The sequence below is a fragment of the Lacticaseibacillus suibinensis genome (genome assembly GCF_003946175.1).
Taxonomy (GTDB): domain Bacteria; phylum Bacillota; class Bacilli; order Lactobacillales; family Lactobacillaceae; genus Lacticaseibacillus; species Lacticaseibacillus suibinensis.
Genome location: NZ_RHOK01000007.1, coordinates 1 through 25,797, shown reverse-complemented (window position 1 = coordinate 25,797; position 25,797 = coordinate 1). Strand labels below are relative to the sequence as shown.

The following is a 25,797-nucleotide window of genomic DNA, read 5'->3' as shown; positions in this document are numbered from 1 at the left end:
CGATTGAATGGAGGATATGACATGAAATTAGCACAGGACTATGAGTTTTGGTTTGCCGTGGGGAGCCAAGCGTTATATGGCGAAGAAACCCTGAAACAGGTGGAAGCAGACAGCCAGGTGATTGCGGCGCAATTAAACGCAAGTGGCACCTTGCCTTATCCAGTCGTATTCAAAGGCGTGCTCACTACCGCCGACGGGATTACGGCCTTTATGAAAGAAGCCAACTATCGCGATCAAGTGGCCGGCGTCATCACCTGGATGCACACGTTTTCACCAGCTAAGAATTGGATTCGCGGGACCAAACTGTTGCAAAAGCCGCTGCTCCACCTCGCGACGCAGTTCCGCCAAGATATTCCCTACGAAACCATCGATTTTGATTATATGAATCTGAATCAAAGCGCCCATGGGGATCGTGAGTATGGCTACATCAATGCGCGGCTGGGGCTTCACAACAAAATCGTGTACGGCCATTGGGATACGCCGAAAGTGAAGGCGGAGATTGCGGCTTGGCAGGATGTGGCCGTGGCTTATGCTGAAAGTTTTCAGACCAAAGTGGCGCGTTTCGGCGATAACATGCGCAATGTGGCGGTGACCGATGGCGATCGCGTCGAGGCCCAGATTAAGTTTGGCTGGACTGTTGATTATTATGCCTTGCATGATGTGGTTGAGGTCATCGATGCGGTGACAGAAAATGACATTGATGACGCTTATGCGAAGTTAATTGCGAAGTACCAGGTCGTGCGCGGAGACCGCGCGCCAGCGGCGTATGATCATGCTGTCCGCTATCAATTGCGTGAATATCTTGGCATCAAGCAGTTCTTAGACGACCGTGGCTACAACTGCTTTACCACTAATTTCGAGGATCTCCATGGGTTGGAGCAGCTACCAGGATTGGCGGCACAGCTGCTGATGGCGGAAGGTTACGGCTTTGGGGCCGAAGGGGATTGGAAGACTTCTGCGCTCAGCCATGTGCTGAAGGTCATGGCGCATAATCAAAAAACTTCCTTCATGGAAGATTACACCTTGGATTTGCGACCAGGGCACGAGGCAATTTTGGGGTCGCATATGCTGGAAGTTGATCCTTCTATCGCGTCTGATCAGCCGCGCATCGAAGTCCATCCCTTGGATATTGGGGGCAAGGCCGATCCGGCTCGTCTGGTCTTCAATGGCAGTGCCGGAGCGGCCATTGATGTGACCTTGGCTGATTTTCGCGATGGCTTCAAGTTGATTGGCTACCCCGTTCATGCCAAGCAGGCCGAAAAGGCGTTGCCCCACTTGCCGGTGGCCAGCCAGCTTTGGACCCCGACCGTTGGGTTAGAAAAAGGGGCCACCGCCTGGATTCAAAATGGTGGCGGTCACCATACGGTTTTGTCGTTCAACCTGACTATGGATCAAATTCAGGCGCTGGCGACGATGTTCGATGTTCAAGCTGTTGTGATTCAGTAGGAGGCTAGCATGTTAGAAAAGCTGAAAGAAGAAGTCTATGAGGCGAATATGCAGCTGCCCAAGCTGAATCTGGTGACTTTTACTTGGGGGAATGTTTCCGGCATTGATCGGGAGGCGGGTTTGTTTGTGATTAAGCCGTCAGGGGTGGCTTATGAGACCCTAAAGCCCAGCGATATGGTGGTGGTGAACCTGAAAGGGGAAGTGGTGGAAGGTGATTTGCGTCCATCCAGTGATACTCCCACGCATGTCGTCTTATACAACCAGTTCAAAGATATCGGTGGGATTGTGCACACGCACTCACCTTACGCGGTGACGTTTGCCAGTGCTAATCTCGATGTTCCGGCGCTCAACACCACTGCTGCCGACACCTTCTACGGGGATGTCCCAGTGTCGGATCCGCTGTCGCAGGCCCAGATCGAACGGGCTTACGAAGAGGAAACCGGCAACGTGATTGTGAAAACCTTCCAGGAGCGCCATTTGGATCATGACGCGGTGCCAGCGGTGCTGGTTAGCCAGCACGGGCCCTTCACATGGGGGGCAACGCCGGCTAAGGCGGTTTATAACGCCAAGGTGCTTGAAGTGGTCAGCCAGATTGATTATCAAGCCATGACTTTAAGTTCAACTGATCATCATGTACCGCAGTATCTGCTGGATAAGCATTATTACCGCAAGCATGGCAAGCACGCCTATTACGGGCAAAAATAAAGGCTTCAGCAGCAAAAAACTGCCAGTCCTGTATCAAACAGGACTGGCAGTTTCTTTTGGCTTAGGGGTTTATTCGCCTGGCTTGTAATCTTCGTCAATCACCAGCACTGGCTTGATGGTTTTCCCAGAGCGGGAGTCGGCGTTAGCTTCGTTAATCTGATTGAACTTGTAGAACTTTTCGGTTTTATCGAAGTCGAAGACGCCCATCTTGTAGAAGTCAATCAAGCGGGGGATGTCGACTTGCGGAATGGAGTCCCCCATGTTGACGCCGACAATCTTCTTGTCGTTGACGCACAGGTCGTTCCAAGTGTCGACGTCAATGTGATTTGGCGTGACCGCAATCGTCGCCGTGGTGCCGCCTTGGGCTAAGACTTTGATGGAGTCTTCCATGACCTTGGTGACACCAGTGGTATCAACGGCCCAGTCAACGCCGTAGCCGCCGGTCAAGTCTTGCACGGCTTTGACCACGTCGATGCCTTTGGAGTTGATCACATCGGTTGCGCCCAGTTCCTTGGCCAATTCCAGCCGCGAGTCCACGATGTCGATGCCGATGACCTTGGTGCAGCCGGAAATCCGGCCTGCCATCATGGCAGCCAGGCCAACCGCGCCAGTGCCAAAGACCGCAATCGTGTCGCCAGGTTTTGGCTTCAGGGTGTTCAAAACGGTGCCGGAGCCGGTGACATAGCCGCAGCCCAGCGGCCCCAGCTTGCGCAAGTCAAGGTCCTTGTCGACTTTCACGGCGTTGCGTTCGCGTACAACGGTGGTGGTGGTGAAGGAGCTTTGGTCGAACATGTCGGCAACATGGTGACCATCTTCGGTGAAGTGGCTGGAGCCGTCGGGGCGAATGCCAGACAGGTTGTTATGCGCGTAGTTTTCACATTGCGTCGGAATGCCCTTTAGGCAGCTCTTACAGTTGCCGCAGGCATAAAAGCTAAGCACCACATGATCACCCGGCTTGAATTGGGTGACTTCCGGGCCGACTTTTTCGACAATCCCAGAGCCTTCATGGCCGAGCACGATGGGATAGTCAATCACTGCGTCGCCGATGCGCAGGGCTTCGTCTGAGTGGCAAATCCCACTGGCCACCATGTGCACTTGAATGTCATCTGGTCCCATTTCCGCTAATTCAATATCATCTTTAATCACAAAATCGGCGTTTTGCTTCTCAACAACAGCTGCTTTGATCTTCAATCTGAACACTCCTTTGGGAAATTGGATTTAACACATGATCATTATTTCACGAATGCCCGGAAAAATAAAGCGGTTTCACAACGGGCCGGGTGCCAGCGCCACAGGCTGGTGTTGCGTTGCGCTGGGCAACGGCCGAGCAGCTAACTACGCTTGTGACCTCGCCGCCAAAACCTGGCGGCAATGTCGCAAGTTTGATCAGTCTGTTGTGCAAAGCACGTACATACTGACATGCGAGAGAAAGGTTACCTGTCGGGCTAAGTACGCCCGGCTTCACAGCCTGGTGTTGCTTTCGTAAGATTAAAATATTATGATAAACACAATTCGCTTTGCCATTTTGGCCAGGTGAAAGGTGACTAACCGTTAACGAAGGAGAATTGTATGAAGAAAACACTCAAATCATTACTCGCGGTTTTGGCGGTGCTGGCGGTGACCACGCTGGCCGCGTGCTCGCTGTTTTTGCAGAAGACCACGTTGGTGAATACGCAAATCGCTGGGGATAAAACCACCATTACGTATTACACCAAGCGCAATTCCGACAAGGTTGTGAAGCAAGAAGCGCTCAGCGAAGTGACGCTTTCCAAGTTAATGGGTAGTAAGAGTAAGAAGCAAACCAACGCTGCTTATGCCAAAATGAAGGCCGCGGTGAAGCCATACAAGGGCTTGGCTGGCGTGACGACGGAAGTGAAGCGCGATGGCGACAAGGCCACGCAAAAAATCACGATTGATTACACTAAGGTCAACATGAAAAAGCTGAAAGCCGCTGAAGGCGCCGGGACTGGGACGGCGGATAGCGTTAGCTTGAAGCAATCGGTCGGCGTACTGAAGGCCGCTGGCTACGAAGAAAAGTAATTAAAAATGGGTAGGCAATCCGCGGATTGCCTACCCATTTTGCTATTCCAAATAAAGACGCTTCAAATCTTTGATGTCACTGTCAGTTAAATCCAGATGTTCCTTAGCATACGCCGGCCAGCCGCCATATTGTTTGACCACAGTTTGCACGGCTTCGAAGTAGCTGTCATCGGCCGGTTGGGAATTCATGCCCATCACCATACGGTTGGTCATGGGCAAATCGGCGGCGGCTTGATCACCGGTGAAGCGGTCCATCAAAATATCGTTGGTGACGATGTAATCTTGATGGGCGACTTTTTCCGGCACATCGAGCAGGCCTTCAATTAGCATGGCTACCACGCCGGTGCGGTCTTTGCCAGCAAAACAGTGAAACAAGGTTGCGCCGGTTTCGTTTTGCACCAGGAGCTGGATTACCTTGCGTAGCATCTTCGCGGTGCGCGGGTCCGTGGCCATGTAGCGGTAGGAATCGCGGGCGAGGGTGAAGTGAGCCGCTTTGGATGCGAGCCGAAACTTCATCATGAAGTGGGGATGATCTGCAAAGGGGTAAAGCGACAAGTTGTGATAAGCCACGCCTGGCAGCTCGACATCTGGCGCCTTGCTGCGGTCGGCGGGCTGGCGCAGGTCGATGTCGGTGTTCAACCCGATTTCAATCAGATGCTGCTGAACGGCTTCTGGCATGTAAGTAATCAGGCCGGAGCGGTACAGTTTGTGCTTGCGAATGGTGTGGCCGTCGCGGGTGTGATAGCCGCCAATATCGCGCAGGTTAATGGTGCCAGGTAATTCAATCAGGTGCGCTAAAGCTGAGTCACTCAAGAGTGCGCCTCCTATAAAATATATTCAGCGTAAGTTTATCATTTTTTGAGTGAAAACGCGGCCGAAATCGTCAATTCGAGCCATCTGGTTGAAAGACGCTGATACGCTTTAATGTTTCACGTGGAAACCAATTTCCTTCGCGCTTCAGTTCCACCCAGTATTCCACGCCGTTGATTTTCATGGCGTAGGCCGCGACGCCTTTGCTGCCTTGATTGTCACTATCTAGCACGACTCGGTAGTTGTCTGCTTCCAACTGGCGAGCGGTTTCCACATCGGTGTAATCCGTCAGGGTGACGTTCTCGGCGTTCAATGTTTTCAAAGTGGTGGTGCGGGCGACATAATCAGGCCACAGCCACAAGGTAAAACCAAATAAACCAGCAGCTAGCAGCAGCCCGAGGGTGATCACCAACTTTTTGAACATCGACGTCGCCTCCTTCAGTTTCTCATCGTTAGATTATCATGTTACGGCCCGCGCGGTGGTTAAGTCTCAGTTAAGTCTTTTGTCGAGCGGCAAAAGGCGGTAAGCTGTGTAAAGACAGGAGGAAGATCGATGATAACTAGTGCAGAACGACAAGCGCAGATTCGCATGGCGCTTCAAGACGGCGCCGCGCCAATCAGCGCCACCGCTTTTGGCAAACGCTTCGGAGTTAGCCGCCAGACCATTGTGGGCGACGTGGCGTTGATGCGCGCTCGTGGCGAGCAAATCGTGGCCACGCCGCGGGGCTACATGTACACGACTGAAGACGCCCACACCGCCATCATCGTCTGCCGCCACACGCCGCAGCAAGCGGGGGATGAACTGGCGCGGGTGATCGATAATGGCGGGGCCGTGCTTGATGTGATGGTTGACCATCCGTTGTACGGCCAGCTGCGCGGTGAATTGCAGATTCACACGCAAACCGATATCAACTTGTTTTTGGCCCGGATGCAAGAAGGCCATGGCAAAATGCTGTCAGAGCTGACTGGCGGTGTGCATTTGCATACGATTGCCTATGACACCCCGGCCCAGCTGACGGCGATTAAGCAGGCCTTGCGCGAAAGTGGTTATTTATATGAAGAAACCAGCCGCTAAGCTGCTCCGCTGGCTGCTGTCGGCGACGCTTCTGACGCTGGTGCTCGCTGGCTGTCAAGCCACCACGCGGCGCACCACTTTCACCAAAGACGATGGCGAAGAGCAAACCACCATGATTTTTTACACCAAAGGCAATGCCGATGTAGTGGATAAGCAAGTGACCAAGCTGGACATTGACTTGGTGAAAACCATGGGCACCAAAAACGCTTCAACGCTCGATGACGGCTGGCGCATTATGCAACAAAACGCCAAGGCGCATGCCAAGCTACGCGGGGTGAAAGCCACAGTTTCGCGCCAGCAAAACATCGTGCACGAGGTGATTACCGTTGACACTGCCAAAGTGAACTTCGCTAAGCTGGCGAAGTTGGATGATCAAGTGCTGGCTGGGAAAACGGATCATATCGGGCTGGCGAATGTGACGCAGACGCTGAAGGCTGATGGGTATCATGAGGTGAAGTAAAAGGCGCGCGACTTCAATGCCCAAAGCTAGGCTACTCCTCACGCTAAGGGCACCGACCTTCGCAGCCTATAGTTGCGCTCCACAGGGCCAACGCCGGCGCATATAGCTACGCCTGAAGTCTCACCGCCAAAGAGCGGCGGTAAGACTTCAGGCTAGGCTATCTGTCCGGCTAAAAGCGGCCCTGTTCCGCAGCCTGGTTTAGTTGCGCTCAGTCGAGCAACGGGGACGTGTCCAGCTACGCGCTATGCCTCGAAGCCAAAGGACGGCTTCAATGCCTGGCGCTAGGCTGGCCAGTCCCCTAAATGCGCTCGACTTCGCAGCCTGTTCAAATATGTTAGAATAGACTGGCAATCTATGGCGATTAGCGTACGGCGAAAGCGAGTAAATGATGAAAAAATTACTAGAAAGAATTACGTTGCCGGCCTTTTTGGAGGATTCGCGGCTGCGGACTTTGGCCATGGTGATGACCGTACTGGCGGCGATCGATGTGATCGTGGCGGCGTTCATTCGGCCTTGGCTGGCCATTTTACTGTTCGTGTTTTTGGTGGGCTTGGTAGTCGCCACCTTTTTTGCGTTAGAACGCATTACCGTCAGCACGAACAAGTACATTTCGGATTTGTCCTACCGCATTAAGCGCGGGGAGCAAGAGGCTCTGATCAAGATGCCGGTGGGGATTTTGATTTTCGACAAGGCGATGAAAATTGAGTGGGCGAATCCGTACTTACTTCAATACTTCCATGAATCAGATATCTTAGGCGAGTCGCTGCCGGAGTTGGATCCGGATTTGGCGAAGGTCATCAGTGAACACCAAGACAGCAATGAGCTGGCTGAGGTGCACTGGGGCGGACACGATTTTGAATTGACCGTGCAAAAGAGTATCGGCGTGGCGTACTTGATGGATGTCACCCGCTACGCCCAGATTGAAGCGAAGGCGGAAGGCGAGCGCATCGCCATTGGCCAAGTGTTCCTCGATAACTACGATGAAGTGACCCAGACCTTGGATGATCAGGCCACGACCAATCTGAACTCCTATGTGACGAATCAAATGAGCAACTGGGCCAGCCACTTTGGCATGTTCGTTAAGCGGGTGGCCACTGACCGGTTCCTGTTGATTGCTTATGTGCGGTCGCTGGAAGCCGTGGAAAAAGATAAGTTCAAAATTCTCGACCAGATCCGTGAGGAAACCTCGAAGCAAAACTATCCGTTGACGCTGTCAGTGGGGATTGCCTATGGTGAGGCCGATTTGGCTCAACTAGCGGTGACGTCGCAGTCGAACCTGGATCTGGCGTTAGGCCGCGGCGGCGATCAGGTCGTGGTCCGCGAAAAGAATGGTCAGGCCCGGTTCTACGGCGGTAAGACCAACCCGATGGAAAAACGGACGCGGGTGCGGGCGCGGATGATTTCTGGAGCGCTGCAGGAATTGTTCAAACAAACGGATAAAGTGTTCGTGGTCGGTCACAATCGGCCCGACATGGATGCCATCGGCGCTGCGCTGGGCATTCGCCGCATTGCTCAAATGAACGGCAAAGAGTGTTACGTGGTGATTAACCCTGAACACCTGCATTCCGATGTCGAACGGCTGATGAGCGCAGTGGGCAAGGATCCAGATATTGGCAATGCGATTGTGACGCCGGAAGCGGCGCTGGCCGAAGCTACGGATCAATCCCTGCTCATTTTGGTGGACCACAGTAAGCGGTCCATCACTGCAGCGCCAGATTTGTATGATCGGCTGGCGACGCGCACGGTGATTATTGACCATCACCGGCGCGGGGAAGAATTTCCGGAAGATCCGATGCTGGTTTACATCGAACCTTACGCGTCCTCAACTTGTGAGCTGATTACCGAAATGTTCGAATATCAGCCAAAAGGGATGCCAACCTTAAGCAAGTTGGAAGCCACCGCGATGCTGGCAGGGATCACTGTCGACACCAAGAACTTCTCGATGCGCACCGGCACGCGTACCTTCGACGCGGCGTCGTATCTGCGCAGTCTGGGCGCCGACCCGCAAATGACGCAGGACTTTTTGAAGGAAAGCGTCGATTCATACATTCAAAAGAACCATCTTATCGACACAATTGAAATGATTACCCCGGCTATGGCATTATGTACAGGGGAAGACAATGAAGCCTATGATCCCGTCATTGCGGCGCAGGCGGCCGATACGCTGCTGACGCTTAATGGCATTGAAGCCAGCTTCGTCATTACGCGCCGCTCGGATCGTAAAGTCGGCATTTCCGCACGCAGTTTGGGCGATGTGAATGTCCAAGTGCTGATGGAAAAGCTCGGCGGCGGTGGGCATTTGAGTAATGCCGCTACCCAAGTAGAAGGCAAGTCGGTGTCTGAAGTGCGGACCATGTTATTGGCCGCCATCAAGGATGAAGCAGCAAACAACTAGAAAGAAGGCCATCTCATGAAAGTGATTTTTTTGGAAGACGTGCGCGGTAAAGGCAAGCGCGGGCAAGTCAAGGACGTACCTGATGGTTACGCCCAGAACTTCTTGATCAAAAACGGCAAGGCCAAGCTGGCGACGCGCCAGGCCATGAGTGCCTTGGAAGGCCAGCAGCGGCTGGAAGCCAAGAAGGAAGCGGAACAAAAAGCCGATGCCGAAGCCATCAAAACCAAGTTGGAAGACGACAAAACTGTGGTTGAAATCCAATCCAAAGCCGGCGAAGACTCCCGCCTGTTCGGCTCCATTCCCAGCAAGCAAATCGCCCAAGCGCTCGACAAGCAATACCAGATCAAAGTCGACAAGCGCAAAATGGATTTGCCAGAGCCCATCAAGGCTTTGGGCTATCGCAATGTGACGGTGCACCTGTACCCAGGTGTGGATGCCAAAATCCGCGTGCATGTGACGGCGCAAAAATAATTTTTCCAAGCGGTGAGACCAAACGCCAAGGCGGGTGGGTCAGCCGCTTTTTTGATGGCGCGGGCTAGTTGCGAATGCTAAGCTGCTCGACTAAACTATATAAGATAGCGACAAAACGAGTCGGCAGTGACAGTTAGCCAAAGGAGTCTGGTCATGGATAATCAAATTCGGCGCCTCCCGCCGCAGGACTTAGAGGCGGAACAAGCAGTTTTAGGCGGCGTTTTCCTCGCGCCGCGGACCCTGGCGGATGCGCAGGAGTTCTTAGTTGAAGACGATTTTTATAAGCGCGCCCACCAACTGGTTTTCCATGCGATGAGCGACTTATCCCTGCAGGACCAGGCCATTGACGTCTTGACCGTGCGGGCTTATTTAGAGGACCACAAACAGCTGGATGACATTGGCGGCGTGCCGTACCTCGCCGACTTAGCCGATGCCGTGCCGACCGCCGCTAATGTGGTTTACTATGCCAAAATTGTGGCCGAAAAAGCGCAGCTGCGGCGGTTGATCAGCACCTCGGAACAAATTATTCAGCAAAGCTACGACGACCAGGCCAATGTCCCAGATTTGATGGAAAATGCCGAATCCATGATTATGGCGGTCAGCGATGGCAATAACCATTCCGGATTCAAGCCCATCAAAGATGTGCTGAATGACGCCATGGCGGAAGTCGACAAGCTGGCGCAAGGCGATCAAACCATCACCGGCCTGCCCACTGGCTTCAAGGCGCTGGATGAGCTGACCACTGGCTTGCACGACGATGAACTGATTATATTAGCCGCCCGCCCAGCCGTCGGGAAAACCGCGTTCGTGCTGAATGTGGCGCAGAATGTCGGCACCAAAACCGACAAAACCGTCGCGATGTTTTCGCTGGAAATGAGTGCCGAATCCTTGGTTAACCGCATGCTCTGTGCAGAAGGTAACATCGATTCTCAGCACCTGCGCACTGGCCAGCTCAACGGCGACGAGTGGCAGAACTTGGTGGTGGCGATGGGCAGCTTAAGCCAGGCCAGCATCTATATCGATGACACTCCCGGCATTCGCGTGGCCCAGATTCGTGCGCAATGCCTGAAGTTGCAAAAAGAGTGTGAACAAAACGGGCGGCCTCTGGGGTTAGTGGTGATTGATTACCTGCAGCTGATTGAAGGCTCCGGTCAGGAAAACCGCCAGCAAGAAGTCTCGGCGATTTCCCGGCAGCTGAAGAAGCTTGCTAAGGAACTGCATTGCCCAGTCATCGCGCTGTCACAGCTCTCGCGTGGCGTGGAACAACGCCAAGACAAGCGGCCGGTGCTTTCTGATATCCGTGAATCCGGCTCAATCGAACAGGACGCCGATATCGTTGCCTTCCTGTACCGGGAAGACTACTACCGAGATGGTGAAGACGGCGATGAAGATGGTGGCCAAGGTCAGGGTCAAGGGCAAAACCAAGACGAACCCGACGTGGGTCCAGTGGAAGTTATCGTCGAGAAAAACCGTTCCGGTGCGCGCGGCACCGTGAACCTGCTGTTTGTGAAGTCGTACAATAAGTTCAGCTCGATTTCCCCAGTCCCAGCATAAAGAAAAGGCTGTGGAGGTTGGCGGGCTTAGGATGATGGCTAGCCTAGTCCAGGGCATTGAGGCCGGGTTTTGGCCTCGAGGACCTGGACGTAGCTAGACACTCATCCGTTGCCAACCGCAGCGCAACTAGAAAGGCTGTGGAGCGAGGCCGCACTTAGCCGGATGATTAGCCTAGCCAGATGGTTTGCCGCCGTTTTTTGGCGGCGGGCCAGCTGGCGTAGCTAATCACTCCGGTGTTGGCCTCGCGCAGCGCAACTAGGAAAGGCTGTGGAGCGAGGCCGCACTTAGCCCGACAGGTAGCCTAGCTTTGAGCCTTGAAGCTGAACTTTGCTTCGAGGCTCAGAGCGTAGCTAGCTGCTCGGGCGTAGGTCTCGCGCAACGCCACTAGGAAGGCCGTGGGGGTTGGCGCTTTTAGCTCGACGAGTAGCCTTTCTAACGCATGTCAGCTTGTACGCGCTCTGCGCTACGAGTAGCCTAGCGTCAGTCATTGCCGCTGAAAGCGGCGAGGGCTGATGCGTAGCTAATCGCTCGAGCGTTGCCAACCGCAGCGCAACTAGAAACACGCAACAAAATCTCAACTAAAGCTACTCACAAGTTCCCCCACATTTCCCGAAAGGAGGCCGGCCCATGGATGCTATTTTGATGAGTTTGATGACGGCGCTCAACGAAAAGCTCTTGATCAATGTCTATCAACGCGATACAGATGATTTTTATACCGGCTATGTCCAGCTGTTGGGCAAGCAAAGCGTCTTGTTGGCCACGTATAACGATGCGGGGCTGGCAGATGGCGCTGTGCTGATTGCCTTTCCGGCGATTGAACAAGTCGAATTCGCTGGCGATGACTTGGTCGATATGTCGTTTCGCATGCGCGTGGCAGCGGAGCATCATTTCATCGGCCTCACGCCGCAAAAACCGCTGGCTTTTGACCCGCGACAAAACCTCTTGCACCAACTGGCCTTGCATGCGCAAACCAGTGGCGAAGTCATCTTGGTGATTTTGGCCGATGATGATAGTTATCTGGAAGGTCAGGTCACCGCGGTGGCTGACGACCGGCTGACGTTGTCGGTGTTCAACAAGTTCAACTACACCGATGTCCGCTATTTGCAAGTCGATTTTTCCGATGTGCTGGTGGTGGAATGCGAAGGCCTAGAGCTGCATTTGGAAACTGAACTGCTTAAGCAGCGCAACCAGCTCAAGCATGTGCGCACTGAAATCACCCAAAATGATGGCCAGCTGGAGGCCTTGTTCAACGAGGCCGAGCAATCCGGCCAGCTGCTGGCGGCGATGCCGCGCAATGCTGGTGACCAATTCTACGTGGGGGCGGTGAAGGCCGTTAACGCCGTTAACGCCGAGACGGTGGTGCTACGCTTGAAAGACATGGCCGGGCAATTCGGCGGCTATGTCGCGCTGCGGCTGACGAGCATTCAAAGCGTGATTACCGCTTCGGATTACCTGCAAACGGTCAAAGCGTATAGCGACTGGATGACGGCCCATCACCTGGAGAAACAGCCGGTGCTGAATGCCGACCGCGAATTCGACCGCTCCGAGGATTTGTTCCGCAGCTTGATCAACGAAGCAGCGGCCTTTGAACGGGTGGTCCGCGTCCGGGTGCAAAATGAAAATGCCCACCTGATGGGCATCCCAGAGAATCCGGATCAAACCGGGTTTGAGATCAGCGTCCCCAGTGAGGACGAACCCGTGGCCGTGACCTTCGATGAGGTGCAAGAAATTGCTTTTGGCCACATCTATGCCTACTTGCAAGAGGCGCGCGCTCATCAAACCCGTTAACGAGTATTATTCGTTTATCAAGGAAGATCAAAAAAGTCGAACTGAAAATGTTCGGCTTTTTTCTTTTAATTAAGGCGTCAAAATATTAATATTCGGGTTTTGCCTTGCCTCAGGCGCTCATAGTTGGTAGAATACTTGGTGGCATTAAAGGATTTTGATTTTGATGCGATAGACAACTAAGGAGCGATCATTCATGGGAACAGTCGTTGTAGTCGGAACGCAGTGGGGCGACGAAGGGAAAGGCAAAATTACCGATTTCCTCAGTCAAGGGGCCAAAATCATTAGCCGGTATCAAGGCGGTGACAACGCCGGCCATACCATTCACAGTGACGGGCAGGTGTACAAGCTGCGCCTGATTCCTTCTGGGATTTTGCATGCCCACCAGTTGTCTGTGATTGGCAACGGCGTGGTCGTGAACCCGAAGAGTCTGGTTGAAGAGTTAGCGCATATCAAGGCTCAAGGCGTTGCTGGTGATAACCTGCGAGTTTCCGATCGGGCCCAAGTGATTTTGCCTTACCACATCGCGCTGGATAAGCTGCAGGAAGCCGCTAAAGGCGCCGGTAAAATCGGTACCACGAACCGTGGCATCGGCCCGGCCTACATGGATAAGGCGGCGCGGGTCGGCATTCGCATTGCGGATTTATTAGATAAAGAAACCTTTGAAACCAAGCTCAAAGCCAACCTCGCTGAGAAAAATCAGCTATTCACTAAGATTTATGACGCTGAGCCGATGGCCTTCGAGGACATCTTCGAAGAATATTATGGCTACGGCCAACAGCTGAAGCAGTATGTTTGCGATACCTCGGTGGTTTTGAACGATGCCATCGATGCCGGCGACAACGTGCTGTTTGAAGGTGCACAAGGCACGATGCTGGATATCGACCAAGGCACGTATCCATTCGTCACCAGCTCTAATCCGGCCGGTGGGGTTTCCACCGGTTCCGGGGTTGGCGCCAGCAAAATCGACCGCGTGGTGGGCGTCGCGAAGGCCTACACCTCACGGGTCGGGGATGGCCCATTCCCCACTGAATTGTTCGATGCTGATGGCAACTTCATCCGCGAAGCCGGCCATGAATACGGCACTGTGACTGGCCGTCCGCGGCGCATCGGCTGGTTCGACGCGGTGGTGGTCAACCATGCCCGCCGCGTAGCTGGGGTGACCGATTTGGCCTTGAACTCGATTGACGTGCTCACCGGCCTCAAAACCGTTAAAATCTGCACGGCATATGACCTGAATGGTGAGACTATCACCCGTTACCCAGCTTCCTTGAAAGAGCTGGCCGCTTGCAAGCCGATTTACGAAGAGCTACCAGGCTGGGATGAAGACATCACTGGCGCCAAAACCTTGGCTGACCTACCAGCAAACGCTCGCTATTACGTCGCGCGCATTGCCGAGCTGATCAACGTGGATTTACTGACCTTTTCAGTGGGTCCTGATCGGGAGCAAACCAATGTGCTCGCTGATGTGTGGCAGAAATTCTAACTTAAACTAAAAAACGGCGGCCATCACTTCCAACTTAGGAAATGGTGGCCGTCGTTTGGATTCTTGGGTTACCAGAGGTAGTCAACGGGATTCTTGATGGACGCGTTATACACATCCTGCACCGCGGTCATTTGCGCCGGTGTCAACGCCGGCAGTTCAGAGGCGCGGGTGTTGCGCTCAATCTGCGTCGGGTTGCTGGCGCCGGGAATGACAGCGGACACAGCGTCGTGCATCAGGATGTAACGGAGCGCCATGCCGGCCAGATCGTCGGTGCCTAAGCGCCGCTTGAGTTCGGCCGCAGCCTTGACGCCAGTGAGGTAATCCACCCCAGAGAAGGTTTCGCCTTTGTCGAACAGTTCGCCGTTACGGTTATTGCTCCGCTGGTCGGTTGGGGCAAACTTGGTGTCAGCAGTGTACTTGCCTGACAGCAGGCCTGAAGCCAGGGGCACCCGGGCGAGGATGCCGACGTTGGCTGCTTTGGCGGCGGCGAAGAAATGAGCCGCCGGGCGCAGCCGAAACATGTTAAAAATGATTTCGACGGCACTGATGTCATACTGCAAGGCCTTGAGCCCTTCTTCGACGCGTTCTACCGACACGCCATAATTGCGGATTTTGCCAGCTTTTTTCAGCTGATCCAGATGCCAGAACATTTCTGGTTGGTAATAAAGCGACATCGGCGGGCAGTGGAGCAGCACCATATCCAGCGCGTCCAGTTTCATGTTCTGCAGCGATTCATCAACGTAACGGTCTAAGTGTGCAGCATCGAAGTGGTCAACCGTCAGTGGCGATTCCTTGCGGCCCATTTTGGTGGTGAAGTGCACGTCAGGGTGCTGACGGACAAAATTGCCGACGGTGCGTTCCGAGTTGCCATCTTGATAGCCATCGGCGGTATCAAAGAAGTTGACCCCTTGCGCGTAAGCCTCGGCCAAGGTGTCATCGGCATCCTTTTGGTTGAACGGGGCGCCCCATTTGCCGCCCAGCTGCCAAGTCCCCAAGGACACTTCACTGATGTTAAAACCGCTCTTACCTAATGTCCGGTATTTCATAAGAAAACCTCCATTTCACTTTCCAGTGTAACAAAGCCTGAGGAGAAATAAAGTCAGGCGAAAGCAAAAAGCCGCGTCTTGAACTGGCTTGATTACGCTTGGCGAGCCAATTCCAGCAGCGTTACGAGCCGAAAAGCAACGCCCTAGCCGGATAAGCCGCACGCCCGGTCAAGCCTAAGTACAGGCTTGGTCGGGCGTGCGGCTTATCCTCTGGGCTAGAAGCGCTTTTTGGCTCAGCCCAAATTATAGGGTGCTCTTTTGCCCCAGCGCCAGCAGCATCCAGCTAACATGCGGGAGCCATTGTTCGGCCCAGCGCCAATTGTCATCGACGCCGTCTTCCGGCCCGCGGACAAAAGCGATGTCTTGCTCATCCTCGATGCCGCTGGTAATGCCGTTGACAATGCCACCAGGGGCGTTCAGGAAGTCCACCCGGTCGCCGAAGTGGTATTGAATATGGTTGCGGCCGAAGCCTTCAATCATCGCGCTATCGAAGGGGTTGCGGCCTTCGATCCAATCCAGCTGCGCTTGGCCAAAGGCGATGAATTGCTCTTTTTGCTCGCCTTCAGTGGTGGCGGCTAGCTTGAACGTCGCCGTTGCAAGGCTAGCCAGGCGCGCGTTTTCCCCTTGCCACCAAGGGGCAGCGGCAGTGTGGTGCGGGAAGAAGAACTGGGTGCGCAAAGCATCTTGCGGGTTATCCTTGGCCCAAATCCGAGCGTAATCAAAGGGATTATTCACGCTGGCTGACATGGCAATCAGGCTTTCGAGCAGCGTCTTCGCGGCGGTTTGGGCGGCTTGCGCTTGCTGCGGTTCATTTTCGACTTCAGCATAGAGCGCTAAGGCAAACAATGGGAGACCTTCGTCGGCCGGATGGGTGAACGGCATGTCTTGATCCACCGTCAGCCAAGGATAGCCAGCCTGAGTCACCACGGCATTTTCGATTTGAGTGGCCCAGTCGCGGGCTTCCAGCAGATAGCCGTATTCTTCGGTGGTTTTGTACAGCTCGACCGTAGCGAGCAAAGCGCAGTAGGCATCGACCAGATTGGTTTTACCGTCGTTGGTGAGTTCGTTGTTATGGGCCTTGAGATAGCGATAGGCTTGTTTCGCGGTTTGGATGTAGTTACCGCTGGTATACTCAGCGCCGGGATAGTAGTGACGACCAGCAATCGCCAAGGTGGCAATCGCACTGCCGCCGCCAGAGCGGAAGGAGCTTTCGTAGTTCAAATCGGTGACGGTTTCTTGCGCTGCCGTGGCGGCTTCGCCGAACTGGTCAGAGCTGTGGTGCAATTCATACGCCATTTGCCGCGTGTCGGACATCACCGCATAAGCGCTCGGCCGATCGATGGACTTGATGAAGCCGCGAGTCGGCACGAAGCGATGCATCACCGAATCGGCACCGTAAGAAGCTTCAGCCAAAATGCGGCGCTTAACGATGGTGAAGGCCTCATCGCCATGCGCCAGTTGTTCCGTCAACTGATAAAAAGCGTAGGCGGAAAAGGCCATTTGCTGCGGATTGTAATAAGCCGTGTGCGACTGGTGGGAAAGATGCACACCGACATCACCAGTGGCATCAAACCAGCCGCCTGCCACATTCCAAGTGCCTTCGCGCGCACCCATGAATTCGGCATGCTGATCATGCGCAGCCCATTCGCCGTCTGCGCGCTGGCCTTTGAACCAATAAGTCATGGCGGAAATCAGGCGCAGATCCATATAGCCGTGGTCGATGGTGAAGCGGGCAGAGTGTCCGGTGCCTTGGTCGGCCTTCACACTAAGTTGAAACTTGCCTTCCGTTTCTGCCGCAGAAAAGTCGATGGTGCTATAAGTCCCGGTGTGCCAGTGCGCGACGGTGCCGACAGCGGTGACCGGGCCAGTCAAAACCACGGTACCCTCAGTGTCTGCCAGGATGAAGGTGGCGTTCGTGAGCGGCTGCGCGCTTTGCACAATCGCCACTTTAGGACCGTGACTACGATAACTAATTTGATTAATTAAAATCTGCATCAGATAGCCTCCTAAACATATTGTTGCAGCACGGTTTTGCTGCCCACTTGGTCAGAAAAATCCGTGAAGATTTGATGCGCCAAGTCGATGCCGCGGGCCTTGGTGCTGAGCCAGGCGAGGACCTGGAAGGGAATGCCACCGACAAACGGAATCTTCATTTCATCTGCCACCGCCGGCAGCGTTAAGGTGTTGGCGGCTGGTTGCGCATCGGCCAGATAGCTGATGCCGAAGACGTGCTTTGTGTAGGTGCTTTCGTAAGCGCGCAGGGCCTGAGCCTTGCTGAGGGTTTCGGCATCCGCCGGGGTTTCAACAAAAATCAGGCGATGTTCGGCATTGATTTCCAGATACGGCCCGTGCATGAAGGCTTCCAGTTCCTGGCCATCACTGGGGATGCGCACTGTTTCCGAGAACTTGGTTTCCATTTCCTTAATGCTACCTACGCTGGGCCCATAGGCGATGCCAGTGAACTGGTAAGCCGCCTTGAAGTCGGCTTCGTGCTGCTGGAAAAAGGCGGTCGTGGCCGTCACAATCGTGTCAATCGTGTTGGCCATTGTCGTGAACTCAGCCAGTTCAGTTTGCTCTTGCGCTGGCGAGACCACGCCGCGCTTGACCCCGGCCCGCAGCCCTAGCAGCATCAGGTTCAGTACCGTCGCGGTGAAGCCAAGGGTGACATAGCCGACGCGCTCGTGGCCGATGCCGATATCGAGCGTGTTGGCCGTGGCTTGGCCGAGCTCTTTGGTCGGGGCGCTGGTGACGCCGATGGTCAACACCGGCCGGTTCTTGAAGCGGTTGATGGCCTCAATGGTCGAGGTGCTTTGACCGCTTTGCGAAATCCCCAGCACGACTTTGAGGCTGGGGTCGATTTGCTCGTAATGGGTGTAGTTGTATGGCTGCTCAAGCACAATGCGCAAGCCGGCGATTTTTTCCATGTAATGCTTGGCGCTTAATGCCGCGTTGTAGCTGGAGCCGATGCCCAGCATTAGCCAGCTGTCAGCGCCCTCGGGCAAATTTTGCAAGGCAAGATCAGCGGCCTTGGGATATGCCGTCAGTAGCTTGAGCATGGTGGCTTGTTCCTGGTGAATGTAAGTTAGCATGGTTGGATTAGCCATGATTGATGCTTCCTTTCTCGGCGGGCAGATGCGCCAGCAAAAAATGCGCGATCCCGTCTTGTTCGTTGGTGCCGGTGACGTACTGGGCCCGCACCTGTACCGCAGGGGTGGCATTGCCCATCGCCACCGCGTAATCGGCGACGCCAAACATATCGACATCATTGTCGCCGTCACCGAAGACAAAGGTGTGATGCCGGTCAATGCCAGTGGCAGTTTGAATCGCTTTGATGGCACTGGCTTTACCGGAATGCTGCGGAATCAGTTCAATGTTATTGGGCTGCGAGGATGACACGACAAAAGCCGCCGGCATGGCTGCGAGCTGCTGATTGATGGCGTTGAGCGCAGTTGCTTGGTTTTCGGCGATAATGATGCCGTTGATGATTTCCGCGCTGTGATCAAGTAGCGCCGACAGGTTTGGCACTTTGATATAGTCGTGCGGGTTCGGGCTGGCGATCCGGTTATGGTCGCTGTGCTGGAAATAGCTGGGCAAAGCGCCGGTGTAGAACACCTGGTGATCCGTGAAGAAAAAGGCGTTCAGGGGATGCTGCTGGAGCACGGTGATGATTTGCTTTAGGGCGGCGGCCCCTAATCTTTTGACTTGGCGGGTGCCGGTGTCAAAAATGCTGCCATTGGACGCAATGATGCCGGCGCCAATTTCATCGGCAATGATTTTGGCCGAGGCGTACATGCGGCCGGTGGCAACGTAAAAACGGGCGTGATCACTAAATTGCCGAATGGTTTGCTTGGTGAAAGTCGAAATGTGCTGCTGCTCATCGACCAGCGTGCCATCGATATCCATAAAAACGAGTTGCTTGGGAGTCATTGTTTACCTTCTTTGGGCAGCTTGGCGCCACAGGACTCGCGAATGATGAGTTCAGGCAGGTGCGTAGTTTCGGTTTGTTCAAGCTGCTTGTGATCGATCAATTGAAACAGATAATGGAGCGCGATGCGGCCGAGCACTTCGTTGTGCTGGTCCACCGTGGTGATGCGCGGAATGAGAAAGTCACCATAAGGAAAATTATCACAGCTTCCCACGGCAATATCCTGAGGTGCCTGCAGACCATGATCGGCGAGGCAGCGGAAAATACCTTCTGCCACGCGATCATTGATGGCCACTAAGGCTTCTGGTAATTGCTTGTGCGTCGCCAGAATTTGCGCCATGGCATCGTAGCCTGATTGTGGATAGTAGTTGTTCAGGACAATCAAACTCTCATCGATTTCAGAGTAGGTTTGCATCGTGGCTTTAAAGGCCGCCAGGCGCTGCGAGGTGATGCGCACGCCGGGTTCCCCGCCGACAAAGCCGATTTGGCGGTGACCCAACGCCAGCAGGTGCTGGGTAATCAGCGTTACGCTGCGTTTTTGGTCGCGTTCAACAAATAAGGCATCACAGCCGGCGACTTTTTGACCAATGACCACCACCGGCGCTTTGCTGTTCAACGTGTTCAAGGCACTGATGTACCGGTCGGCAACGGCTTCCTTATCGATTTCGCCCCCTAAAATCAGCACCCCATCGACTTTGGCTTCCATGATGCGCTTGAACGCCTCGATTTCGACCTGGACGTCGCTGGCATCCTGGCCGGTGCCGGCGGTCATGGTGTTGATCAACAGCAGCGTGTAGCCAGCCGGCCGGGCGTTTTGCTCGATTTGAGAAATCAAATCCGTAAAGTAAGGGTTATTGATATCGGAAACCACCACGGCCAAGGTGTTGGTTTTGTGCGACACCATGCCGCGCGCCAGCATGCTAGGCTGAAAATGATTCTGGTCGATGATCGCCTGAATCTTGGCGCGCTTGGCCGGCGACACCGAGGGGTTGTTGTTTAGCACTCGCGACACTGTGGAAACGGAAGTGCCGGCTTGCTTGGCGATTTCTTTAATGGTGATATTTTTCTTCATTGCGTTCACCTCTTTGCATTTCTGAATTCAGTGTAAAGCAGGGCGAGAGCGCTGACAAGTATTTTTGGTAACCTTACCAAATTTATATTGACAGCGTTTCTGGCCGTGATACAATTCAGTTGTCAAATGATAGCGCTTCAGTCCATCGTTTGATGAATTGGTAACGTTACTAAGTTGGGAAGTTAGCTTATGCAGAAACAAACAATTTTGGCCGTCGATCTTGGCGGTACCAAGGTGCTCCTCGGTGAGGTTGATCACGCTGGCCACGTTCTAACGCGTGAGAAGGTGGCGTCAGATGTCAGTAGCCAAGCCGCAGCGACCCAATTGCTTTTGAATCAAATTGAACACTACTTCAAGCAACATGACACCAGCCACATTCAGGCCATTGCCTTGGACGTGGTGGGCCGGGTGAATAGCGCCACTGGGGTATGGGAAGAAATTGATCCTGCCGATCCCCACCCGATTGCCTTGAGTCAACAAGTCCAAGACCGGTTCCACCTGCCATGCTTCATTGGTAATGATGTGATGGTGGGGACCATTGCTGAAAATTTGCTTGGAATTGGTACCGTTACCAAAAACTTTATTTATTTGGCGATTGGCACCGGGATCGCCGGGCGGATTGTCTTGAATGGTCAGCTGGTCAACGGGCCAGACTATGACGCCGGCGAGTTCGGCCACATGGTGGTGGATCAAACCAGCACCGTGCAATGCGTGTGCGGTCGGTATGGCTGCGTGGAGCCACTGGCTTCAGGTCTAGGCATGTCCGATCGCACCCATGAGCTTTATCCCCAGTATATGGGGAAAACTCAGCTGCAGATCACGCCAGGCCAACGCATCGGCACTGAGACCTTGTTTGCCGCCTATGACGCTGGCGATCCGCTGGCCAAACGGGTGGTGGATCAGGCGCTGTTAGGACTGGCCAATCTCATCATGAATTTGACCCGGGCCTTGAACCCTGAGGCGGTTCGCTTAGGCGGCGGCGTGACCACCGGCGGCTGGTTGGTGGCTCATTTGCAGCCGCTACTGAAGCCGCTGACGATGCGCTTTGTCCGCGAAGGGGTTAAGAACACCGCCTTGGAGCCGAATTCCGTCGCCTTGCAAGGCTGCGGTCTGTATGGCTTTGAACGTCTGGAAGGGAGTGAGCAGCATGGATGATCAACAGCTAGAACAAGCCGTCACCACCTACCGCCCTTTGACCATCGATCCGATGCAAATTGCTGATATTCAGCCGTCAGTCGGGGCCATTACGGCGCGGCGGGTGCTTGAAGCTGGCCAGCATGCCTGGACGCATGAAAAGCGCGGTGCGATGCCTGAAGCCAACCAAACTGGCTTTACCTTGACCGCCCCCACGCGCTATGCGACCTGGGCGCCAGGGGACCCGGCGGATGGTGATTATGTCGGCTACGGGGAAACCCAAGCGACCTTGAAGCTCGATCGTGAGGATTGGCAGGCTTACAACCAAATCGCCTTTACCATCACCACGGCCTGCACCAACATCATTAACCCGAACCTGATTGTTCATTTCAAAAATGACGGGGCGACCAAAATTCCCGACCGTTATGATCGGGAAGGCCACCATGTCATCAACTTGAGTGACCAAGCTACCCATACTTACTTGCTGGATATTGCCGACTTGCCGCGCGATGCCATGACTGCCATCAGCTTTAGCTACGACATTAATGGCTCCTATGCTGATTTGCCTGGTGAATACAAGGTGACGGTTGAACGCATTGAGCTGCAACAAACTGCTAACCAGGCCGTGACGCATGGCTGGCAGCCGCAAACCGTCAGCTATTCGCATGATGGCTACGCAGCTGATGCCAGCAAAATTGCGGTGCTGCCAGGCCAGCAAAGCTTTGCGCAATTTGAAGTCATTGATGCTGAAGGCACGGTGGCCTTTGCCGGCAAGCCGCAAGTGACCACCACCACCACTGGCACTTATACCTTGCTCGACTTTTCCGCCTTAAAAGCGGCGGGCGAGTACCGCTTGCAGTGGGCTGATCAGCAAACGCCAGTCTTTCCGATTGGGTCTTTGCAGCAGCGGTATGGCAGTACCATTCCGAAAGTCTTGAACTTTATTTTCGCCGAGCGCTGCGGCTATCCAGTGCCAGGCATCCACAGCCACTGCCATGATGACGTGATTGCCACCCACAATGGCGAAGAAATCAGCTTCAACGGCGGCTGGCATGATGCTGGCGACTTATCGCAGCAAACCGTCCACACCGCGGAGGCTGCCGAAGCGCTATTCGCCATGGCCAAGACGCTACGCAAAACCAACGCTGCGCTAGCCACCAGGCTGCAGGCCGAAGGCGAGTGGGGTCTGGATTTTGTCCTCAAAACCGACTTCGGTGATGGCTACCATGCCACCAGCGCCGGGGTTTCTCGCTGGACTGACAACCGCCGCGGCACGATGGATGATGCCAAAGCGCGGGTGCACAACAGCGCCTATGACAACTACCTATTAAGTGGTATTGTCGCCAGAATTGCGCGGCTCACGCCTGATGCGGCTGAGCAGCAGCGGTTAACCGCGGTGGCCAGCCGCAACTTCGGGTTTGCTGAGGCCGAATTTGCTAAGCATCCTTATGCGACGGAGCCGATTTTCTGGGAGCACACCTTAAACACCTCACCGGCCACCTACAACGCCACGGTGGTGAAAGCGGTGGCTGCGCTGTACCAGTTGACGAAGCAGCAATCCTACCTGAACCGGGCGCGGGCAGCGATGACCTCAATGCTCGCGTGCCAAGAAAGCGTGGGGCTGACCTTAACCGATGGCCGCAAGCTGGCCGGCATGTTCTACCGCGACGAGAAGCATCGCGTGTTCCAACACTTTAACCACCAGGCCCGCGAATCACTCTTTGGCGAGGCCTTCCAGGCCGCTTTGGCGCTGCCCATTACCCCGGCCGCCCAGGCAGAATGGCAAAAGCGGGCCCGGGCGTATGGCGATTACCTGCTGTACCTGCAGCAATTCACCGCGCCTTATCCGATGATTGCCAGCGGCGTGTACTTTGACGATGAAGTCGCGGATAAAGCCAGTTTTGATAAGCAGCACTTGCTGATCGGCGATGAAGCTTACCGTGATTATCAAACGCAGCTGGCTGGCGGCGTTCAAATCGCCCCGCACTTATTTGTTAAACGTTTCCCAGTGTGGTACTCGTTCCGCGGCAACAACGGCGTGATTTTGGCCACCGCCGAATCGGCCGCTTTGATGGGTCAGGTGCTGGCGGATCCAAAGCTCGCCGCGCTCGCCGATGGGCAACTGCGCTGGATCGTGGGAAATAATCCCTTTGATCAATCGCTGCTCTATGGCGAAGGTCATCATTACCAAAGTCAATACTCGAACTCGTCAGGCGAGATCATCGGCGAAATGCCGGTGGGCGTAGAAACCAAAGAGAACGAGGATGTCCCTTACTGGCCGCAGTTCAACAATGCGACGTACAAAGAAGTCTGGATCGTGACGGCGACAAAGTGGCTGGCGGTCCTGCGTGCACTCATTGAAATGGAGGATTGTCATGAACAATAAATTTGTTGAGTGGATTGCTCAGGCCTCAGGAAAGGTCGGCACAAACAAATTCATTCTCGCGATTCGTGATGCGTTTGCGGACACGATTCCAATTACCATCACTGCCGCGTTTTTCCTGTTGATCAATAATGTTTTACTGGAACCAACCACGGGCCTGCTGCGCAACATGCCAGGTCACGAAATTATTACCAATATCGGGATTCAGGCCTATAACGGGACCTTCGGGATTTTAGCCCTGATTATTACCTTCTTGATTGCCTGCCGCTTGGCGAAGTCCATGGGCAGCAAAGATGGTGTCACTGAAGGGGTCATCGCTTTAGCCAGTTATGTGTCACTGGTGCCAAACAGCGTGCCGGTGATCAGCAATGCCGGCAAAACGGTGCAAGCTTCCTCAGTTTTGACCCAGGATTATTCTTCTGCTAGTGGGATGATGGTGTCCCTTTTGACCGGGATTTTTGCCACGTTGATCATGATGCGGCTGCAAAAATCCGATAGGCTGAAAATTCACATGCCAGACTCTGTGCCACCAGCCGTCGGGAATTCTTTCTCCGCCTTGTTCCCAGGCATGATCACGGTGGGCTTCTTCGCCGCGATTGAAGGGATTTTGAATACGACCACTGGCTTAACCGTTTCCGCCATTATCATCAAGATTTTGCAGGCGCCACTGGTCACCGGGTTCCAGTCTTTGCCAGGGATTTTGTTCTATGTGCTGCTTTCGACGTTTGTCTTCACCATCGGGATTCACGGCGCCGATGTGTTCGGCTCGATTGCCGGGCCAGTGCTGCTGGCTTCCTTGCAGCAGAACATTGATGCCATTCACGCCGGCCAAGCGGCGCCAAACATTGTGACCCAGCCATTCCTGGATGCCTATGTTTACATGGGTGGCGGCGGCACCATGATTGCTTTGGTCATCGCTTTGCTGATTTTCTCCAAGCGGCCTGATGAACGGGCCATCCTCAAAATTGGGGGTGTGCCAAACATCTTCAACATCAGTGAACCGATTATGTTTGGGTTGCCAGTCGTCTTCAATTTGACCTATGCAATTCCATTCTGCATTGCGCCGCTGGTTTCAACCATCATTGCTTATGTCTGCACGGCACTGCATTTGATCAATGCGACCTACATTCTCATTCCTTGGGTGACCCCACCAATCATTTCTGGCTATCTGGCCACTGGTGGTGATATCCGGGCGGCGATCATGCAGGTTGTCATCATTGCGGTTGATACGTTGATTTACATGCCGTTTGTCTTTGCTTCTAATCATCAGTATGCGTTGAAGGCCCAAGAAGAGGTGCCGGCTGACGATACTGCTAAATAAGGGCAACAAAAAAAGCCGCGATTCTCATCGCGGCTTTTGTGGTCCGGTGCGTCAGCCTTCAGAACGCTCTCGCGCCGACCGAGTTCCCGGACCGTGGTTTGGCACCGGAAGTAGTATCTCAAGTTTTGCGGTGGGTGTCAACTATATTGGGTAACGCTAAACGGGCGGACCGGGTCGCTTCCGCAGGCGGGGGCTGGAACGGGGTGGCCAGCGCTTGGAGCCTCAAAGTGCGAGTCTTAAAGTCGCGGCTTGTTTATATACGGTGTGCTGTTTTAGCAGAGTAACGTGGCAGAAGGCCGGAGCCGAGCAATTAGCTACGCCATCCACCGAGTCCAAAGTGCGGACTAGGTGGAGGGCTAGGCTACCTGTCGGCTCCAAAACCGCCTTTTGCCACAGCCCAGAACAATTTCACCCCTGAGCCCCCGCCTGCTCTAGCGACCCGGCCCTGGGGTAGTCGTATCACTTAGGCTGGATCTGACCTTGAGGTACGGAGCCAATCACGAGGCATTCACAAACATAATTGCGCCAAGTAGACAAAAGCGGCGCTACGATATTTAGAGTTGATAGGCAATTTGCCTGCTAACTCCTTTTTCTATACCATTTTTATATTCGAGTACACAAACGGGACATCACACAGTCCCTTTGTCACTCGTCCGACCAAAGAAAAGAGAAATGGAGTGTGCGTGATG

General features: G+C 54.2%; 21 protein-coding genes. 13 read left to right on the top strand and 8 right to left on the bottom strand.

The features are described from left to right. The first annotated feature begins 21 nt into the window (after nt 1–21). Entirely contained in the window at nt 22–1,446 is a 1,425-nt protein-coding gene (gene araA, locus EKM90_RS04795; RefSeq protein ID WP_125580231.1) for an L-arabinose isomerase, read from the top strand. 9 nt (nt 1,447–1,455) lie between these two features. Then, nucleotides 1,456–2,151 carry an L-ribulose-5-phosphate 4-epimerase gene (locus tag EKM90_RS04790; RefSeq protein WP_125580229.1) on the top strand — a complete coding sequence of 232 codons (696 nt, stop codon included), beginning with the start codon at nt 1,456–1,458 and terminating at the stop codon, nt 2,149–2,151. Nucleotides 2,152–2,220: 69 nt separating this feature from the next. On the opposite strand, the gene EKM90_RS04785 is transcribed toward EKM90_RS04790, so the two are convergent. Beyond that, on the bottom strand, nt 2,221–3,342 hold the full coding sequence (locus tag EKM90_RS04785; protein WP_125580227.1) for an NAD(P)-dependent alcohol dehydrogenase: 1,122 nt from the start codon (nt 3,340–3,342) through the stop codon (nt 2,221–2,223). A gap of 378 nt (nt 3,343–3,720) precedes the next feature. On the opposite strand from EKM90_RS04785, the gene EKM90_RS04780 reads away from it, so the two are divergent. Then, nucleotides 3,721–4,191 carry a DUF1307 domain-containing protein gene (locus tag EKM90_RS04780; RefSeq protein ID WP_125580225.1) on the top strand — a complete coding sequence of 157 codons (471 nt, stop codon included), beginning with the start codon at nt 3,721–3,723 and terminating at the stop codon, nt 4,189–4,191. Between the two features lie 42 nt (nt 4,192–4,233). On the opposite strand, the gene EKM90_RS04775 is transcribed toward EKM90_RS04780, so the two are convergent. Both EKM90_RS04775 and EKM90_RS04770 read right to left on the bottom strand, forming a co-directional pair. Then, nucleotides 4,234–5,004 carry a tyrosine-protein phosphatase gene (locus tag EKM90_RS04775; RefSeq protein ID WP_164507857.1) on the bottom strand — a complete coding sequence of 257 codons (771 nt, stop codon included), beginning with the start codon at nt 5,002–5,004 and terminating at the stop codon, nt 4,234–4,236. A gap of 70 nt (nt 5,005–5,074) precedes the next feature. Next, complete coding sequence (locus EKM90_RS04770) at nt 5,075–5,425, bottom strand: hypothetical protein (protein ID WP_125580222.1); 351 nt, start codon at nt 5,423–5,425, stop codon at nt 5,075–5,077. Between the two features lie 132 nt (nt 5,426–5,557). Here EKM90_RS04770 and EKM90_RS04765 point away from each other — a divergent pair, with 132 nt between their 5' ends. From EKM90_RS04765 to EKM90_RS04735, 7 genes are all read left to right on the top strand, one after another. Beyond that, nucleotides 5,558–6,076, top strand: coding sequence for a transcription repressor NadR (locus EKM90_RS04765; RefSeq protein WP_125580375.1), 519 nt, complete (start codon nt 5,558–5,560; stop codon nt 6,074–6,076). Further along, nucleotides 6,057–6,536, top strand: a complete 480-nt coding sequence (locus EKM90_RS04760; RefSeq protein ID WP_125580220.1) for a DUF1307 domain-containing protein — start codon at nt 6,057–6,059, stop codon at nt 6,534–6,536. The genes EKM90_RS04765 and EKM90_RS04760 overlap by 20 nt, the downstream gene beginning before the upstream one ends. A 388-nt stretch (nt 6,537–6,924) precedes the next feature. Beyond that, complete coding sequence (locus tag EKM90_RS04755; protein WP_125580374.1) at nt 6,925–8,931, top strand: DHH family phosphoesterase; 2,007 nt, start codon at nt 6,925–6,927, stop codon at nt 8,929–8,931. Nucleotides 8,932–8,946: 15 nt separating this feature from the next. Beyond that, nucleotides 8,947–9,402 (top strand): 50S ribosomal protein L9, encoded by a 456-nt coding sequence (gene rplI, locus EKM90_RS04750; RefSeq protein WP_125580218.1) that lies wholly within the window; start codon nt 8,947–8,949, stop codon nt 9,400–9,402. Nucleotides 9,403–9,555: 153 nt separating this feature from the next. Further along, complete coding sequence (gene dnaB, locus EKM90_RS04745) at nt 9,556–10,956, top strand: replicative DNA helicase (RefSeq protein ID WP_125580216.1); 1,401 nt, start codon at nt 9,556–9,558, stop codon at nt 10,954–10,956. A 627-nt stretch (nt 10,957–11,583) separates the two neighbouring features. Continuing rightward, nucleotides 11,584–12,744, top strand: a complete 1,161-nt coding sequence (locus EKM90_RS04740; RefSeq protein WP_125580214.1) for a hypothetical protein — start codon at nt 11,584–11,586, stop codon at nt 12,742–12,744. 193 nt (nt 12,745–12,937) lie between these two features. Beyond that, nucleotides 12,938–14,227, top strand: a complete 1,290-nt coding sequence (locus tag EKM90_RS04735) for an adenylosuccinate synthase (protein ID WP_125580212.1) — start codon at nt 12,938–12,940, stop codon at nt 14,225–14,227. Between the two features lie 68 nt (nt 14,228–14,295). Here EKM90_RS04735 and EKM90_RS04730 read toward each other — a convergent pair whose 3' ends face one another. The 5 genes from EKM90_RS04730 to EKM90_RS04710 form a co-directional block, all read right to left on the bottom strand. After that, a complete protein-coding gene (locus EKM90_RS04730) occupies nt 14,296–15,273 on the bottom strand; it encodes an aldo/keto reductase (RefSeq protein WP_125580210.1) in 978 nt (325 codons plus the stop codon). A gap of 243 nt (nt 15,274–15,516) precedes the next feature. Then, nucleotides 15,517–17,268: a cellulase N-terminal Ig-like domain-containing protein gene (locus EKM90_RS04725; protein ID WP_125580208.1), complete on the bottom strand. Its 1,752-nt coding sequence runs from the start codon at nt 17,266–17,268 to the stop codon at nt 15,517–15,519. A gap of 11 nt (nt 17,269–17,279) precedes the next feature. Then, entirely contained in the window at nt 17,280–18,377 is a 1,098-nt protein-coding gene (locus tag EKM90_RS04720) for an SIS domain-containing protein (protein WP_125580206.1), read from the bottom strand. Next, the gene (locus tag EKM90_RS04715; protein WP_125580204.1) at nt 18,370–19,200 is read right to left on the bottom strand and encodes a Cof-type HAD-IIB family hydrolase; all 831 of its coding nucleotides are present in this window, start codon (nt 19,198–19,200) and stop codon (nt 18,370–18,372) included. The genes EKM90_RS04720 and EKM90_RS04715 overlap by 8 nt, the downstream gene beginning before the upstream one ends. Next, entirely contained in the window at nt 19,197–20,270 is a 1,074-nt protein-coding gene (locus EKM90_RS04710; protein ID WP_125580202.1) for a LacI family DNA-binding transcriptional regulator, read from the bottom strand. Before EKM90_RS04710 ends, EKM90_RS04715 begins: the two co-directional genes overlap by 4 nt. A 189-nt stretch (nt 20,271–20,459) precedes the next feature. On the opposite strand from EKM90_RS04710, the gene EKM90_RS04705 reads away from it, so the two are divergent. From EKM90_RS04705 to EKM90_RS04695, 3 genes are read left to right on the top strand one after another with little or no spacing between them, the layout of a single operon-like run. Next, a complete protein-coding gene (locus EKM90_RS04705) occupies nt 20,460–21,425 on the top strand; it encodes an ROK family protein (RefSeq protein ID WP_125580200.1) in 966 nt (321 codons plus the stop codon). After that, nucleotides 21,418–23,790: a glycoside hydrolase family 9 protein gene (locus EKM90_RS04700; protein WP_164507856.1), complete on the top strand. Its 2,373-nt coding sequence runs from the start codon at nt 21,418–21,420 to the stop codon at nt 23,788–23,790. The genes EKM90_RS04705 and EKM90_RS04700 overlap by 8 nt, the downstream gene beginning before the upstream one ends. Beyond that, the gene (locus EKM90_RS04695) at nt 23,780–25,108 is read left to right on the top strand and encodes a PTS sugar transporter subunit IIC (RefSeq protein WP_125580196.1); all 1,329 of its coding nucleotides are present in this window, start codon (nt 23,780–23,782) and stop codon (nt 25,106–25,108) included. The genes EKM90_RS04700 and EKM90_RS04695 overlap by 11 nt, the downstream gene beginning before the upstream one ends. The last annotated feature ends 689 nt before the right edge of the window (nt 25,109–25,797 follow it).

Excerpts from the sequence above, each read along its gene's own strand:
- EKM90_RS04705 (WP_125580200.1), top strand. The coding sequence starts at position 20,460 with ATGCAGAAACAAACAATTTTGGCCGTCGATCTTGGCGGTACCAAGGTG.
- EKM90_RS04730 (WP_125580210.1), bottom strand. The coding sequence starts at position 15,273 with ATGAAATACCGGACATTAGGTAAGAGCGGTTTTAACATCAGTGAAGTG.
- EKM90_RS04740 (WP_125580214.1), top strand. The coding sequence starts at position 11,584 with ATGGATGCTATTTTGATGAGTTTGATGACGGCGCTCAACGAAAAGCTC.
- rplI (WP_125580218.1), top strand. The coding sequence starts at position 8,947 with ATGAAAGTGATTTTTTTGGAAGACGTGCGCGGTAAAGGCAAGCGCGGG.
- EKM90_RS04715 (WP_125580204.1), bottom strand. The coding sequence starts at position 19,200 with ATGACTCCCAAGCAACTCGTTTTTATGGATATCGATGGCACGCTGGTC.
- EKM90_RS04700 (WP_164507856.1), top strand. The coding sequence starts at position 21,418 with ATGGATGATCAACAGCTAGAACAAGCCGTCACCACCTACCGCCCTTTG.
- araA (WP_125580231.1), top strand. The coding sequence starts at position 22 with ATGAAATTAGCACAGGACTATGAGTTTTGGTTTGCCGTGGGGAGCCAA.
- EKM90_RS04755 (WP_125580374.1), top strand. The coding sequence starts at position 6,925 with ATGAAAAAATTACTAGAAAGAATTACGTTGCCGGCCTTTTTGGAGGAT.
- EKM90_RS04735 (WP_125580212.1), top strand. The coding sequence starts at position 12,938 with ATGGGAACAGTCGTTGTAGTCGGAACGCAGTGGGGCGACGAAGGGAAA.
- EKM90_RS04780 (WP_125580225.1), top strand. The coding sequence starts at position 3,721 with ATGAAGAAAACACTCAAATCATTACTCGCGGTTTTGGCGGTGCTGGCG.
- EKM90_RS04725 (WP_125580208.1), bottom strand. The coding sequence starts at position 17,268 with ATGCAGATTTTAATTAATCAAATTAGTTATCGTAGTCACGGTCCTAAA.
- EKM90_RS04710 (WP_125580202.1), bottom strand. The coding sequence starts at position 20,270 with ATGAAGAAAAATATCACCATTAAAGAAATCGCCAAGCAAGCCGGCACT.
- EKM90_RS04760 (WP_125580220.1), top strand. The coding sequence starts at position 6,057 with ATGAAGAAACCAGCCGCTAAGCTGCTCCGCTGGCTGCTGTCGGCGACG.
- EKM90_RS04770 (WP_125580222.1), bottom strand. The coding sequence starts at position 5,425 with ATGTTCAAAAAGTTGGTGATCACCCTCGGGCTGCTGCTAGCTGCTGGT.
- EKM90_RS04695 (WP_125580196.1), top strand. The coding sequence starts at position 23,780 with ATGAACAATAAATTTGTTGAGTGGATTGCTCAGGCCTCAGGAAAGGTC.
- EKM90_RS04720 (WP_125580206.1), bottom strand. The coding sequence starts at position 18,377 with ATGGCTAATCCAACCATGCTAACTTACATTCACCAGGAACAAGCCACC.
- EKM90_RS04790 (WP_125580229.1), top strand. The coding sequence starts at position 1,456 with ATGTTAGAAAAGCTGAAAGAAGAAGTCTATGAGGCGAATATGCAGCTG.
- dnaB (WP_125580216.1), top strand. The coding sequence starts at position 9,556 with ATGGATAATCAAATTCGGCGCCTCCCGCCGCAGGACTTAGAGGCGGAA.